The 13,408-nt window shown below is 73.2% G+C and carries 9 protein-coding genes; 5 read left to right on the top strand and 4 right to left on the bottom strand.

All coding sequences use genetic code 11. The features are described 5' to 3' along the window. The first annotated feature begins 93 nt into the window (after positions 1–93). The 4 genes from gatC (at position 94) to AB0B63_RS08225 (ending at position 6,012) form a co-directional block, all read left to right on the top strand. The gene (gatC, locus tag AB0B63_RS08240) at positions 94–399 is read left to right on the top strand and encodes an Asp-tRNA(Asn)/Glu-tRNA(Gln) amidotransferase subunit GatC (RefSeq protein ID WP_088641698.1); all 306 of its coding nucleotides are present in this window, start codon (positions 94–96) and stop codon (positions 397–399) included. A gap of 112 nt (positions 400–511) precedes the next feature. Then, positions 512–1,987, top strand: a complete 1,476-nt coding sequence (gene gatA / locus AB0B63_RS08235) for an Asp-tRNA(Asn)/Glu-tRNA(Gln) amidotransferase subunit GatA (protein ID WP_204923724.1) — start codon at positions 512–514, stop codon at positions 1,985–1,987. Positions 1,988–2,000: 13 nt separating this feature from the next. Further along, positions 2,001–3,500: an Asp-tRNA(Asn)/Glu-tRNA(Gln) amidotransferase subunit GatB gene (gene gatB, locus AB0B63_RS08230; protein WP_357015764.1), complete on the top strand. Its 1,500-nt coding sequence runs from the start codon at positions 2,001–2,003 to the stop codon at positions 3,498–3,500. Positions 3,501–3,654: 154 nt separating this feature from the next. Beyond that, positions 3,655–6,012: a transketolase C-terminal domain-containing protein gene (locus AB0B63_RS08225; protein WP_357015761.1), complete on the top strand. Its 2,358-nt coding sequence runs from the start codon at positions 3,655–3,657 to the stop codon at positions 6,010–6,012. A gap of 810 nt (positions 6,013–6,822) precedes the next feature. On the opposite strand, the gene AB0B63_RS08220 is transcribed toward AB0B63_RS08225, so the two are convergent. From AB0B63_RS08220 to AB0B63_RS08210, 3 genes are all read right to left on the bottom strand, one after another. Next, the gene (locus AB0B63_RS08220; RefSeq protein WP_357015758.1) at positions 6,823–8,457 is read right to left on the bottom strand and encodes a metallophosphoesterase; all 1,635 of its coding nucleotides are present in this window, start codon (positions 8,455–8,457) and stop codon (positions 6,823–6,825) included. 101 nt (positions 8,458–8,558) lie between these two features. Continuing rightward, positions 8,559–9,722 (bottom strand): PQQ-dependent sugar dehydrogenase, encoded by a 1,164-nt coding sequence (locus tag AB0B63_RS08215; RefSeq protein WP_357015755.1) that lies wholly within the window; start codon positions 9,720–9,722, stop codon positions 8,559–8,561. 70 nt (positions 9,723–9,792) lie between these two features. Further along, the gene (locus AB0B63_RS08210) at positions 9,793–11,598 is read right to left on the bottom strand and encodes a SpoIIE family protein phosphatase (RefSeq protein WP_357015752.1); all 1,806 of its coding nucleotides are present in this window, start codon (positions 11,596–11,598) and stop codon (positions 9,793–9,795) included. A 165-nt stretch (positions 11,599–11,763) separates the two neighbouring features. Between AB0B63_RS08210 and AB0B63_RS08205 the strand changes: the two genes are divergently transcribed. Further along, positions 11,764–12,690, top strand: a complete 927-nt coding sequence (locus AB0B63_RS08205) for a 2-hydroxyacid dehydrogenase (RefSeq protein WP_357015749.1) — start codon at positions 11,764–11,766, stop codon at positions 12,688–12,690. Positions 12,691–12,874: 184 nt separating this feature from the next. On the opposite strand, the gene AB0B63_RS08200 is transcribed toward AB0B63_RS08205, so the two are convergent. Continuing rightward, positions 12,875–13,249: a PH domain-containing protein gene (locus AB0B63_RS08200; RefSeq protein ID WP_208567297.1), complete on the bottom strand. Its 375-nt coding sequence runs from the start codon at positions 13,247–13,249 to the stop codon at positions 12,875–12,877. Positions 13,250–13,408: the final 159 nt, after the last annotated feature.

Below are 13,408 nucleotides of genomic sequence, written 5' to 3'. Positions count from 1 at the left end.
GACAATAGACTCGCTCCGGTCACCGCGCGTCATCCCGTCGACGGCGCGGCCGGCACACCGAGACGCAGCAGCACAGCCACGAAGGGGGCACCGATGGCCGCCATCTCCCGCGAGGAGGTCGCGCACCTCGCGCGACTGTCGCGGCTCGCCGTCACCGAGGAGGAGCTGGACACCTTCGCCGGCCAACTGGACGTGATCCTCCAGTCGGTCGCGCAGGTCGGTGAGGTCACGGCGGCGGACATCCCGCCGACCTCCCACTCGGTGCCGCTGACCAACGTGCTCCGCGACGACGTGGTGGTGCCCGGGTTGACCCCGCAGGAGGCGCTGTCGGGTGCCCCCGACGTCGCCGAGCAGCGGTTCCGCGTCCCGCGCATCCTGGACGAGGACGTGGCGTCGTGAGCGGGTGTGAACTTGACACCGGGTGTGATCCGGTGGGCGGGCGGGGCGAGCGAACCATGGAGCACAGTGCGCCGGGTGTCCGGGGCGCCGGTGAGCGGAGCGAGGCGACGGCATGACCGACCTGACCAGAATGACCGCGACCGACCTGGCCGGCCTGGTGGCCTCGGGGGAGACCTCTGCGGTCGAGGTGACCCGGGCCCACCTGGACCGGATCGCCGCCGTCGACGACCGGGTGCACGCGTTCCTGCACGTCGACACCGAGGGGGCGCTGGCCGCCGCCCGCGCCGTCGACGAGCGGCGGGCCGCCGGTGAGCAGCTCGGACCGCTGGCCGGGGTGCCGGTGGCGGTGAAGGACGTGCTCACCACGAAGGGCGTGCCGACCACCGTCGGTTCGAAGATCCTCGAAGGCTGGCGTCCGCCGTACGACGCGACGATCGTGCAGCGGCTACAGGCGGCCGGCACGGTGATGCTCGGCAAGACCAACATGGACGAGTTCGCGATGGGCTCCTCCACCGAATACTCGGCGTACGGCCCGACGCACAACCCGTGGGACACCGACCGGATCCCGGGCGGCTCCGGCGGGGGCAGCGCCGCCGCGCTGGCCGCGTACGAGGCCCCGTTGGCCATCGGCTCCGACACCGGTGGCTCGATCCGCCAGCCCGGCGCGGTGACCGGGACCGTCGGCGCGAAGCCCACCTACGGCGGCACCTCCCGGTACGGCCTCGTCGCGTTCTCCTCCTCGCTGGACACCCCCGGCCCGTGCGCCCGTACGGTGCTCGACGCGGCGCTGCTGCACCAGGTCATCGGCGGGCACGACCCGCGCGACTCCACCTCCATCCCGCAGCCGGTGCCGGATGTGGTCGCCGCCGCGAAGCTCGGTGCGACGGGCGACCTGACCGGGGTGAAGCTCGGCATCGTCAAGGAGTTCACCGGTGAGGGCGCGGAGCCGGGCGTGATGGCCGCGTTCCGCGAGTCGGTGGACACCCTGGCCAAGCTGGGTGCCGAGATCGTCGAGGTGTCCTGCCCGCACTTCCGGTACGCGCTGCCGGCGTACTACCTGATCGCGCCGAGCGAGTGCTCCTCCAACCTGGCCCGGTTCGACGGGGTCCGGTTCGGGCTGCGGGTCGGCGACGACGGCAACCGGTCGCTGGAGGAGGTCATGTCGCTGACCCGGGAGGCCGGGTTCGGCGCCGAGGTCAAGCGGCGGATCATGGTCGGCACGTACGCGCTGTCGTCGGGCTACTACGACGCCTACTACGGGCAGGCGCAGAAGGTCCGTACCCTGATCACCCGCGACTTCACCACGGCGTTCGAGCAGGTCGACGCGCTGATCTCGCCCACCACGCCGTTCGTGGCGTTCCCGATCGGGGCGCGCACCGCCGACCCGTACCAGATGTACCTGGCGGACCTGTTCACCATCCCGACGAACCTGTACGGCGGGCCGGGCATCTCGGTGCCGTGCGGCCTGTCCGAGGGGCTGCCCGTCGGTCTGCAGGTGATGGCCCCGACGATGGCCGACGACCGGATGTACCGGGTCGCCGCCGCGTTGGAGTCCGTGGTCGGCACGTTCACCCCACCGGCACTGTGAGGCTGGAGTTCAGATGACGACGACACTGCCCGCGTACGACGAGGTCGTTGCGCGTTACGAGCCGGTGATCGGCCTGGAGACCCACGTCGAGCTGGGTACGAACACCAAGATGTTCTGCGGTTGCCCGACCGACTTCGGTGGCGAGCCGAACACCCGGGTCTGCCCGGTGTGCCTGGGGCTGCCCGGTTCGTTGCCGGTGGCCAACAAGGCGGCGATCGAGGCGACGATCCGGATCGGGCTGGCGCTGAACTGTTCCATCGCGCAGTGGTGCCGGTTCGCCCGGAAGAACTACTTCTACCCGGACATGCCGAAGGACTTCCAGATCAGCCAGTACGACGAGCCGCTGTGCTCCGACGGCTACCTGGACGTCGAGGTGAACGGCGAGCTGGTGCGGATCGGCATCGAGCGGGTGCACCTGGAGGAGGACACCGGCAAGACGCTGCACGTCGGTGGGGCCACCGGCCGCATCCACGGGGCGACCGAGTCGCTCGTCGACTACAACCGGGCCGGCATCCCGCTGGTGGAGATCGTCACCAAGCCGGTCCCCGGCACCGGTGCGCTCGCCCCCGAGGTCGCCAAGGCGTACGTGACGGAGCTGCGGGACGTGCTGCGTTCGCTGGGGGTCTCCGACGTGCGGATGGAGGAGGGTTCGCTGCGCTGCGACGTCAACACCTCCCTCAACCTGCCGGGGCAGGAGTGGGGCACCCGCACCGAGACCAAGAACGTCAACTCGTTGCGGTCGGTGGAGCGGGCGGTCCGCTCGGAGATCCTGCGGCAGGCGTCGGTGCTGGACGCGGGTGGCCGGATCACCCAGGAGACCCGGCACTTCCACGAGGACACCGGGGACACCACGCCGGGCCGGTCCAAGGAGACCGCTACCGACTACCGCTACTTCCCGGAGCCGGATCTGGTGCCGCTCGCCCCGGACACCGCCTGGGTGGCCGAGCTGAAGGCGGCCCTGCCGGAGCTGCCCCGGCTGCACCGTCGCCGGCTCCAGGAGCAGTGGGGCCTGTCCGACCTCGACATGCAGTCGGTGCTCAACGCCGGTGCGGTCGAGCTGATCGAGGCGACCGTGGCGGCCGGCACCACCCCGGCGGCGGCCCGCAAGTGGTGGCTGGGTGAGCTGTCCCGCCGGGCCAACGAGACGGGTGTGGAGCTGGCCGACATCGGGGCCACCCCGGCGCAGGTCGCCGAGCTGCAGGGCCTGGTCGACGCGGGCAAGCTCAACGACAAGCTGGCCCGGACGGTGCTGGAGGGTGTGGTCGACGGCGAGGGTTCGCCGACCGAGATCATGACCAACCGGGGCCTGGAGGTGGTCTCCGACACCGGTGCGCTCACCGCCGCCGTGGACGAGGCGATCGCCGCCAACCCGGGCATCGCCGACAAGATCCGTAGCGGCAAGGTCGCGGCGGCCGGTGCGCTGGTCGGCGCGGTGATGAAGGCCACCCGTGGCCAGGCCGACGCCAAGACCCTCCGTGACCTGATCCTGGAGCGCCTCGGCGTCCAGGGCTGACCCGAGCGGGCCGGAGCCGAGGCTTCCCGCCCGCGACCGGCGAGGGCCGCCGTCGTGACCCGACGGTGGCCCTCACCCCTTCCCCCGGGGTACGCGCGCGACCCGCGTGACCCCCCACCGAGGGCGTCAACGGCGACGCCCGGATGGAGTTGCCGTGAACGAGCACGACCTCGACGTCCTCGACGAGATCCAGCGGCGGGTGCTGTGGCTCGCCACCCGGATCGTGGACGCGGCCAACCACGACCGGGACACCGGCGACGGGGTGAAGGTCGGTGGGCACCAGGCGTCGAGTGCCTCCCTGGTCACCGCGATGACCGCGCTGTGGTTCGCCCACCTGGACGCCGAGGACCGGGTGGCGGTCAAGCCGCACGCCTCCCCGGTGTTCCACGCGATTCAATACCTGCTCGGCAACCTGGACCGGTCGTACCTGACGCAGCTGCGGGCGCGGGGCGGGTTGCAGTCGTACCCGTCGCGGACGAAGGACCCGGACGAGGTGGACTTCTCCACCGGCTCGGTCGGGTTGGGCGCGGCGGCCCCGCTGTTCGCCGCGGTGACCCGCCGCTACGTCGACGCCCACTTCGGGGCCCGCCCGCACTCCCGGTTCGTCGCGTTGATCGGCGACGCAGAGCTGGACGAGGGGAACATCTGGGAGGCGGTCGCCGACCCGGCCACCACCGGCCTGGGTAACGTGATGTGGCTTGTCGACTTCAACCGGCAGTCGCTGGACCGGGTGGTGCCCGGCATCCGGATCGACCAGTGGCGGGGGCAGTTCGAGGCCGCCGGTTGGCACGTCGTCGAGGTCAAGTACGGCCGCCGGTTGGCGCAGGCGTACGCCCGGCCGGGTGGGGCGGCGTTGCGCGACTGGATCGACCGGATGCCCAACGAGCAGTACCAGTCGCTGTTCGGGTTGGCCGGGCCGGCGCTGCGGCAGCAGTTCCTGGACGGGGCGCCCGACGGCATCGCCGGGTTCATCGCCGACCTGACCGACGAGGAGTTGGCCCCGCTCGTCACCGACCTGGGCGGGCACGACCTGGCGGCGATGCTCGACGCGTACGCGCAGTGCGACGCGGTGACCGACCGGCCCAGCGTCGTCTTCGCGTACACCGTCAAGGGGTGGGGGTTGCCGCTCGCCGGCAATCCGCGCAACCATTCGGCGTTGCTGTCCACCGGGCAGGTCGACGCGTTGCGGGCGGCGCACGGCCTGACCACCGCGACCGAGTGGGACCGGCTCGACCCGGCGAGCCCGGCCGGCATCCGGGCCGGCGCGCGCCGTGAGGCGTTGGCCCGCGCGCCCCGCCACCGCTCGCTGGGGGTCACCGTCCCGGAGTCCACCGGGGTACGCACGCAGAAGCCCATCTCCACCCAGGAGGCGTTCGGGCGGGTGCTGGTGGAGCTGGCCCGGGACCCGCAGGTCGCGCCCTACCTGGTCACCACCGCGCCGGACGTGGCGACCTCCACCAACCTGGCCGGGTTCATCAACCGGACCGGGGTGTTCGCCCCGACCGAGCGGCGGTCCTGGTCGCAGGACCGGATGCTGCGCTGGACGGAGAGCCCCGCCGGGCAACACATCGAACTGGGCATCTCCGAGATGAACCTGTTCCTGCTGCTGGGTCAGCTCGGCCTGTCCTGGGACCTGTCCGGGCAGCCGCTGCTGCCGGTCGGCACCGTCTACGACCCGTTCGTGCTGCGCGGGCTGGACGCGTTCCTCTACGGCACCTACTCGGGTTCCCGGTTCGTGGTGGCCGGCACCCCGTCGGGCGTCACGCTGGCCCCGGAGGGTGGCGCCCACCAGTCGACCATCACCGCCTCCGTCGGCCTGGAACTGCCCGGCGTCACCTTCTGCGAACCGGCGTACGCGACCAGCCTCGACTGGTTGCTCTGTGACGCGTTCGGGCAGATCGCGCAGGGCGCTGCGCCGGCCGCCACCGCCGCGCCGGCCGAGGACGGGGCGTACTACTTCCGGTTGAGCACCCGCCCGCTGGACCAGGCACCGTTCGAGGCGGCCCGGGTCCGCCTCGGCGACGCGGTGCTGCGCCGGCAGGTGGTCGCCGGGGCGTACCGGCTGGTGGACGCGCACCAGGCGTACCCGCAGCTGGCCGACGCGCCGGTGGTGACCCTGGCCGCCTCGGGGGCGGTGCTGCCGGAGGTGCTGGCCGCCGCCGCCGAACTGGCCGACGAGGGCATCGCCGCGCATGTGGTCGACGTGACGAGCCTGGACCGCCTCTACCGGGCGTGGCAGCGCACCCTGCGCCAGGGCGTGCGTACGGCGACCGTGCCGAGCGTGCCGGGCGCGTTGCGGGCCGCCTTCGGGGACCGTACCCCCCTGGTGACCGTGCACGACGCCGCCTCGCACGCGATGGCCTGGCTCGGCTCGGCGCTGGGTGTGCCGGCGGTGCCGCTCGGGGTGGACGAGTTCGGCCAGTCCGGCAGCGTCCGCGAGCTGTATGAGCTGCACGACCTGCTCCCCGGCAGCATCGTCAACGCCGCCCTGGCCGCCCTGTCCCTACGCTGACGGGTCAGCGGGTGCCGCGACGGTGCCGCGCGTGGCCCGGGCCATCTCCGGTTCGGTCTGGTGGAAGACGGTTCGGTCTGGTGTAAGACCTGGAGCGCCGGCCATCGCCCTCGCCGCCGGGCCCATGCGCGGACCCAGCGGCGACAGCGGACCTGTTCGGTGCTGGCGGGGACGGAAACCCGCCCCTCAGCGGGGCAGACCACCTATCTGATTACCCTCTGTCATCGTTATGGCCGGTGCCGCTCCAGGTCACTCTGAGTGTTCTTTCTGGCGGTCCTCGTGATGTGGGTCTGCATCCTTTGCTCTGCTGCCATAGAAGCGACACGGACCTGAGCAAGGATAATGCGGAACGCCGCGACTGGGGGTTGTTGGTAGCTCCGTGACGGAAGGTAGCTGTCGCGGTGAGGGCAGCAGAGCAAAGGATGCGGTTGTGCATAGGTGGGTGCGGCTTGAAGGTAACCCTCGGTGACATCGGTGGAGGTTGGGTGAGCGGGGTGTTCGCGCATCAGAGGCCCTGGCGGTCGGCGTGTGGCCATCGCCATCGGCCATGCGCCGGCAGCGGCGGTGGTGTGGCGGCGGCCCACCCGCTGACGTCGGCTGTGCGCCGGTCCCCTGGCGGACGTCGGCTGTGCGCCGCCGCCTGCCCCGGCCACCAATCCGTGCCCGGGCTGCCGGTCCGTGCCCGGGCTGCCGGTCCGTGCCCGGGCTGCCGGTCCGTGCCGGTCCATGCCGGGCTGCCGCCGCCTGCCCCGGCCACCTGTCCCAGCCGCCTGTCTGACCACGGTATGTCGGCGGTCCGCCTGTCGGGGGTCAGCTGGTCGGGGTGGGGGCCGGCGAGGTGGGGGTCGGGGCGCTCCCGGAGGGGGACGCCGACTCCGACGCGCCCCGGGTCGGGGTCGGGGTGACCGGGACGTCGGCGCCCTTCGCCGGGTCGCGGATCACGTGACGTTCCAGGTTCACCTGGGCCTGCCCGGTGCCGCCGACCGTGATGTCGTCGTAGGCCTGGAGCAGCTTCTCCTGGTCGAAGTAGAGCACCGACATCGACAGCGGGGTTGGCTTCTCGCCTTCCAGCCCGCGTAGGCCGGCACCGCCGGTGGAGCCCTCCACCATCAGCTGGGTCGGCTGCTGGCCGTCCACCTGCGGCAACTTCGACATCTGGCGGGCGTGGGTGTGCCCGGCCAGCACCAGGGGGCAGGTGCCGGAGAGCGGCCCGGCCGACGCCGGGTCGTGCACCAGCGCGATGTTCACCGGTCGCGGTGAGCTGCGGATCGTGGCGGCCAGGGTCTCACCGGCCCCGATGACCTGGTCGGCGACCTGCGCGGTGAGACCGCTGCCGGCCGGCGAGGTCTCCTTGTCCGGGGTGAACCGGGGGTCCCCGATGCCGGCGATGGTCAGCCCGGCGACCGTGGTGGTCGAGTTGTTCAACACCACCGCGTTCGGCTGCCGGGCCACCGCCGCGGCTGTCCTGGGTGAGTCGTGGTTGCCCCGGATGTAGACGTACGGCTTCTTGAGCAGGCCGATCGACCCGACGTACGACGCCTCGGGTTCGCTGCCCCAGTCGGTCAGGTCACCGGTGTCGATCACCACGTCGATGCCGAACTGCTCGACCACGGTGCGGATCAACTGCCAGCCGGTCGGGTTGAGGTGCATGTCGGAGACGTGCAGCACCCGGGTGGTGCCCGGCGCCGGCTCGTACACGGGCAGGGCCGAGACCGTGGTGTAGAGCTGGCTGACGTTGCCGACCAACCGTTGCAACTGCTCGGCGTAACGGCTGTAGTCGTTGGCGATCCGCCGCGCGTCACCGACGATCGCCGGGGCGTTGACCAGCAGCCCCTCGTACCGTGGCTCCTCGATGGCCTGCGGGCGCAGGGTGCCCGCCGCGAGCCCGAGGCTGCCGACGGTGACCACCAGGGCCACCCCACCGGCCCAGGCGGTCCGCCGGGCGTCCCGGAAGACCAGAGCCGCCAGGATCAGGGTGACCAGCACCGCCGCGCCGAGGGTACGCAGACCGAGCCGCAGCACCCCGTTACGGACGTCCGTCACCGCCGACTGGCTGGCCCGGCTGATGCTGGCCGGGTCGTCGATCAACGCCTCGGTCTTACGCTGGTCCAGCGCCCCCAGGCCCACCGTCAGGTGGGTCGGACCCTGGTGGCTGTCGAGCTGGAGCGCACCCAGCGGGGGGATGTCGACGGTGGTGCCGCCCCGCACTGCCGGCGCGAGGGTCAGGTCGGCGCGGAACGGGCCGATGTCGGTGCTGACCCGACCACCGGCGAACACCCCGATGACCGTTCCGGTCAGCGCGACCAGCAGCACCGCCAGCACCACGCCGGCCCGGCGCATCCCCCTTGACCGGCCGGTGGGCCACCGGGGCGACCAGCGCCGCTCACGCCGGGCGGGGGTGTCGTCGTCCCCGGGCCCGCGCTGCTCGTTCTCCTGACCGTCCATGCTGAGATTCTGACCTGCCCACTGAAAGATCTTGGCAAACCCGGCGGACGGGCGGCCGATCCGCCCGGTACCTGCCCTGCTGTCCGAACGTCGGCGTGTCGTCAGCTCCGGCCGGCACCACCGTCGGCGAAGACCAACCGCAGCAGCCGGTCGTCCTCCGGCACCGGCCGGCCCCGCCCGTCGTGGTTGGAGGTGGAGACCCAGAGCGAACCGTCCGGGGCGGCGGCGACCGCCCGCAGCCGCCCGTACTTCCCGGTGAGCAGTTCCCGGGGTGCGCCCAGCACGGTGCCCGTGTCGGTCAACTCCACCAGCCAGAGCCGCTCGCCGCGCAGGCAGGCGGCGGCCAACAGCCGGCCCGTCGCGGCCAGCCCCGAGCAGGACGCCTCGTCGGTGCCCCACTGCACGATCGGGTCGACGAACCTGCCGTCACCCGCCTGACCCTCCACCGTCGGCCAGCCGTAGTTGGCGCCCTTGTCGATCCGGTTGATCTCGTCCCAGGTGTTCTGTCCGAACTCGGTGGCGTACATCCGCTTGCCCGCATCCCAGGCCAGTCCCTGCACGTTGCGGTGCCCCAGCGACCAGACCGGCGAGCCGGGGAACGGGTTGCCCGGGGCCGGCTTGCCGTCCGGGGTGATCCGCAGGATCTTGCCGGCCAGGGTGGCCCGGTCCTGCGCGGCGGCCCGGTCACCGGCGTCGCCGGTGCTGACGTAGAGCTGCCCGTCCGGGCCGAAGGCGAGCCCACCGCCGTTGTGGTTGCCGGCCTTCGGGATGCCGGTCAGGATCGGCGTGGGTGCGCCACCCAGCGTCAACCGCGCCACCCTGTTGTCCTGCTCGGTGGTGTAGTAGACGAACACCGACCGGTCCTGCGCGTACGCCGGGGAGACGGCGATGCCGAGCAGCCCCGCCTCGCCGGACGCGGCCACCCCCGGCACGGTCTGCGCCGGGGTGACGGTCAACCCCTGCGGCCCCGACTCCGGCCCGACCTTGAGGATCCGGCCGCTGTCCCGTTCGGTGACCAGCGCCGCCCCGTCGGGCAGGAACGCCATCCCCCACGGCACCCGCAACCCCTTGGCCAGCACCGTGGCCACCACCTGCTGCTCGGGGGTGTTCGCCGACGCCGACGGGGTCGGCAGGTTGGGTGGTTCACCGGCCGGATCGGGATCCGGCGGGCCGAGACTGCACCCGGTCAGCAGCAGCGCGACACCGGACGTCGCCAGGGCCGCGCGGACCCGGGCGGTGCGGGGGTACGGGAGACGGGCGCTCACCCGGCCCAGCCTAGCCCGCGAATCGGGGCCCGCCGGGCCACCGGGAACGGCCCACCGGTCGGCGACCGCCTCAGCGGGCCCGGATGGCCAGCAACGCCACGTCGTCCTCACGCCGCTCCTCCGAACCGAGCAGCAGGTCGCACAGGTCGGCGGCGGGTCGGACCCCGGCGGCGGTGACCCGTTCGCACAACTGCGCCATGCCCTCGTCGATCGGCTGGTCCCGCCGCTCCACCAGCCCGTCGGTGTAGAGCAGCAGGGTGTCCCCGGGGGCGAGGAGCACCCGTGCCCCGGTGCGCGGGACCGGCCGGGTCAACCCCAGCAGGGGTTCCCGGCGACCGTCGAGCAGTCGTACCGTGCCGTCGGCGGTGACCAGCAGCGGCGCGGGATGGCCGGCGTTGCACCAGGTGACCGCCACCCCGTCGGGGACCGGCCGCAGCCGGGCCAGCACCGCCGTGGCGGCGGTCGGGATGCGCAGCCCGGAGATGGTGGCGTCCAACCGCCGCATCAGCTCGTCGACCGGATCGGTGCGCCCGTACGCGTTGCCCCGGACGAGGTTGCGCAGCTGACCCATGGTCGCGGCGGCCTCGATGTCGTGGCCGGCGACGTCCCCGATCGCCGCGACCAGGTCGCCGTCGGGTTGCACGAAGGCGTCGTACCAGTCGCCGCCCACCTCCACCCGGTCGGCGGCCGGCTGGTAGCGGGCCACCAGCTCGACCCACGGGCTCTGCGGCAACTGCGGGAGCATGCTGTGCTGCAGTACCTCGGCGACGTGCCGTTGCTCGCCGTAGATCCAGCCGTTGCCGACCGCCTGCCCCGCACGCCGGCCGATCTCCAGCGCGGTGCCGAGGTCGTCGTCGTCGAAGGCCCGCCGGTCGGGCCCGGCGACCAGGGTGACCGCGCCCATCGCCGTACCCCGGCCGGGGGCCGGCACCGGCACGGTCAGGTGTGAGGCGAAGCCCAGCCGCTCGGCGAGGGTGACCAGCTCCGGCTCGTCGCTGGCCTGCCGGACGTCGTCCAGGTGGGCGACGTGGCGCAGCACCGGTTGGCCGGTCCGCAGCACCGTCCGGGTGATCGAGGCCGGGCCGAGCCGGCGCAGCGCCAGCTCGCCGAACCGGGCGGCCTCGGCGGCGCGGGCCGGATCGCGGTGCACGGTGTTCACCCACCGGGGGGTGCCAGCCTGGTCGACCAGGGTCACCATGGCCCAGTCGGCCAGCAGCGGCACCACCGCGTCGGCCAGCCGCGCCACGGCCGTCTCGACGTCGAGCGTGCCGGCCAGGGTTTCGCTCAGCGAGGCGAGCAGGTTGAGCCGGTCGTGCGCGTGTTCGACCAGCCGGCGGGCCTGCTGGGCGGCGTCCAGGGCGATCCGCAGCCGCAGCTCCGAGGAGCAGGCCGCCGCCAGGTCGGCAAGCGTCCGCAGCTGCGCCTTCGTCCACGCCCGGGGTTTGCTGTCGATCGCGCACAGCGAGCCGAGCACCCTGCCGTCCAGGTCGGTCAACGGCATCCCGGCGTACGCGACGACACCCAGTTCCGGCACGGCCAGGTTGTCCCGGACCCGGGGGTAGAGCCGGGCGTCCGGCAGCACCAGGGGGATCTCGGTGTCGATCACGTGTTGGCAGAACGAGTGGCTCAACGGGGTCTGCCGGCGGGCGGCCCACGGGTCGGGCAGCCCGACCGCGCCGGGAAAGAACTGCCGGGTCTCGGTGACCAGGGAGACCAGCGCCACCGGCACGTCGAGCAGGTCGCTGACCAGCCGGGCGAACCGGTCGAACGCCTCGTCGGGCGCGGCGTCCAGCCCGGTGTCGGTCAGCGACCGCAGTCGGGCCGGGTCGGCCAGCGCGGCGATCCCGACGGCCGGCCGTTCGCTGCGCTCGGTCATCGACCACCTGTCTGCCTGGACGGGGGACGCCGATCGACGTCCGACCCCCGGTTATACCCGCCCCGACCGTCGCGCGCACGGGGAGGTGGGCGACATCGCCCGGTGCGGCGTCGGTGGGCCGGCCCCTCGGAACAGCCTGCCGACGGAGGGCTATCGTCGGCACGCGTGAAGGTATGGATTCCGCATCCTGTCGGTGTCGAGCTGCTCGGGGCGGTGCCGGCCGGTGTCACCGTACAGCCGTGGACCGATCCGGAGCATCCGCCCGGCGACCCGACCGGCGTCCGGTTCTGGGTGCCGCCGTTCCTGGCCGGGGTGGACACCACGGCGATGCTGGGCCGGCTGCCGGAGCTGGCGGTGGTGCAACTGCTCTCCGCCGGGGCGGACGCCTGGTCCGGCCGGGTGCCCCCGGGGGTGACCCTGTGCGACGCCCGGGGGGTGCACGACGCCGGTACCGCCGAGTGGGTGGTCACGGCGATCCTCGCCCAGCTGCGGGGATTCCCGGAGCTGGCCCGCGCGCAGTCGCGGCGGGAGTGGGCGTACGACCGGGTCGCGCCGACCGACGAGCTGACCGGCAAGCGGGTGCTGATCGTGGGGGCCGGTTCGATCGGTGCGGCGGTCCGGGCCCGGCTGGCCCCGTTCGACGTCACCTTCACCCTGGTCGCCCGGACCGCACGGCCGGCGGAGGGGGTGCACCCGGTGACCGAACTGCCCCGGCTGCTGCCCGAGGCCGACGTGGTGGTGCTGCTGGTGCCGTTGACCGAGGCCACCCGGGGGCTGGTCGACGCGGGTTTCCTGGCCGCCATGCCGGACGGGGCGCTGCTGGTCAACGCCGCCCGGGGCCCGGTGGCGGACACGTCGGCGCTGGTCGCGGAGCTGACCTCCGGCCGGTTGCGGGCGGCGTTGGACGTGACCGACCCGGAGCCGCTGCCCGCCGACCATCCGCTCTGGGGGTTGCCGAACGTGCTGCTCACCCCGCACGTCGCCGGCTCGGTACGGGGGCTGCTGCCCCGGGCGTACCGGCTGGTGGGGGAGCAGTTGCGGCGGTTCGTCGCCGGGGAACCGCTGGTCAATACGGTGGTCGACGGCTACTGACGTTCTCGGTCGCGACGGGCCGGCCGCGGCGGACCGGCGGTGGTCGCGGACCGGCGGTGGTCGCGGACCGGCGGTGGTCGCGGACCGGTGGCGGTCGCGGACCGATGGTGGTCGCGGTGGACCGGTGGTGGTCGCGGGCCGGTCGGGACCGGTCGGGCCGGCCGGCCCGGCGTGGACCCCGGGGTCAGTGGGCCTCGGGCAGGGACTGGCCGGTGATCGAGATCAGGCGGGGTAGGTCGACGCCCCGGACCGCCGGCAGGGGCAGGTGCTGCCCGTCGGCGAGCCGGACGACGGCCCGGCCGCGCGGGTCGGCGGCCAGCTCGACGACCTGCTCCCAGGGGATGCGTCGCCCCCCGGCCAGCGCCCGCAGGCGCAGCTCACGCGGGTCGGCGTCGGTGCCGGAACGCCAGGCCCAGATCGCGACGGTCAACGGGACCAGCAGCACCGGCAGCAGGTACCACCGGGCGGCGGCCAGGGGCAGCGCGCCGATGGTGGCGATGACGGCCGCGACCAGGATGGCCTGGTTGTGCCGGAAACGGATGGTGTCGGCGCGACTCACCCCCCGATGATCCCACCCCTGGCCGGGACGGTTCCGGCCGGGCGGTCGACCAGCCGGGGACCACCGCGGCTGGTGACGCGGATCACGGTCGGCGGGCATAACCCGTGTGGTGGCGAATCGTTGAACCGCTAACCCCCGTCATACCGCCCCGTGTTCCCC

This window comes from Micromonospora sp. NPDC049081 (assembly GCF_040648835.1).
Classification (GTDB): Bacteria; Actinomycetota; Actinomycetes; order Mycobacteriales; family Micromonosporaceae; genus Micromonospora; species Micromonospora antibiotica.
The sequence above is the reverse complement of the archived record's forward strand: the minus strand, read 5'-3'. Positions and strand labels throughout refer to the sequence as shown.

Coding starts and splice junctions, on each gene's coding strand:
- gatC (WP_088641698.1), top strand. CDS start 94: ATGGCCGCCATCTCCCGCGAGGAGGTCGCGCACCTCGCGCGACTGTCG.
- gatA (WP_204923724.1), top strand. CDS start 512: ATGACCGACCTGACCAGAATGACCGCGACCGACCTGGCCGGCCTGGTG.
- gatB (WP_357015764.1), top strand. CDS start 2,001: ATGACGACGACACTGCCCGCGTACGACGAGGTCGTTGCGCGTTACGAG.
- AB0B63_RS08220 (WP_357015758.1), bottom strand. CDS start 8,457: ATGGACGGTCAGGAGAACGAGCAGCGCGGGCCCGGGGACGACGACACC.
- AB0B63_RS08210 (WP_357015752.1), bottom strand. CDS start 11,598: ATGACCGAGCGCAGCGAACGGCCGGCCGTCGGGATCGCCGCGCTGGCC.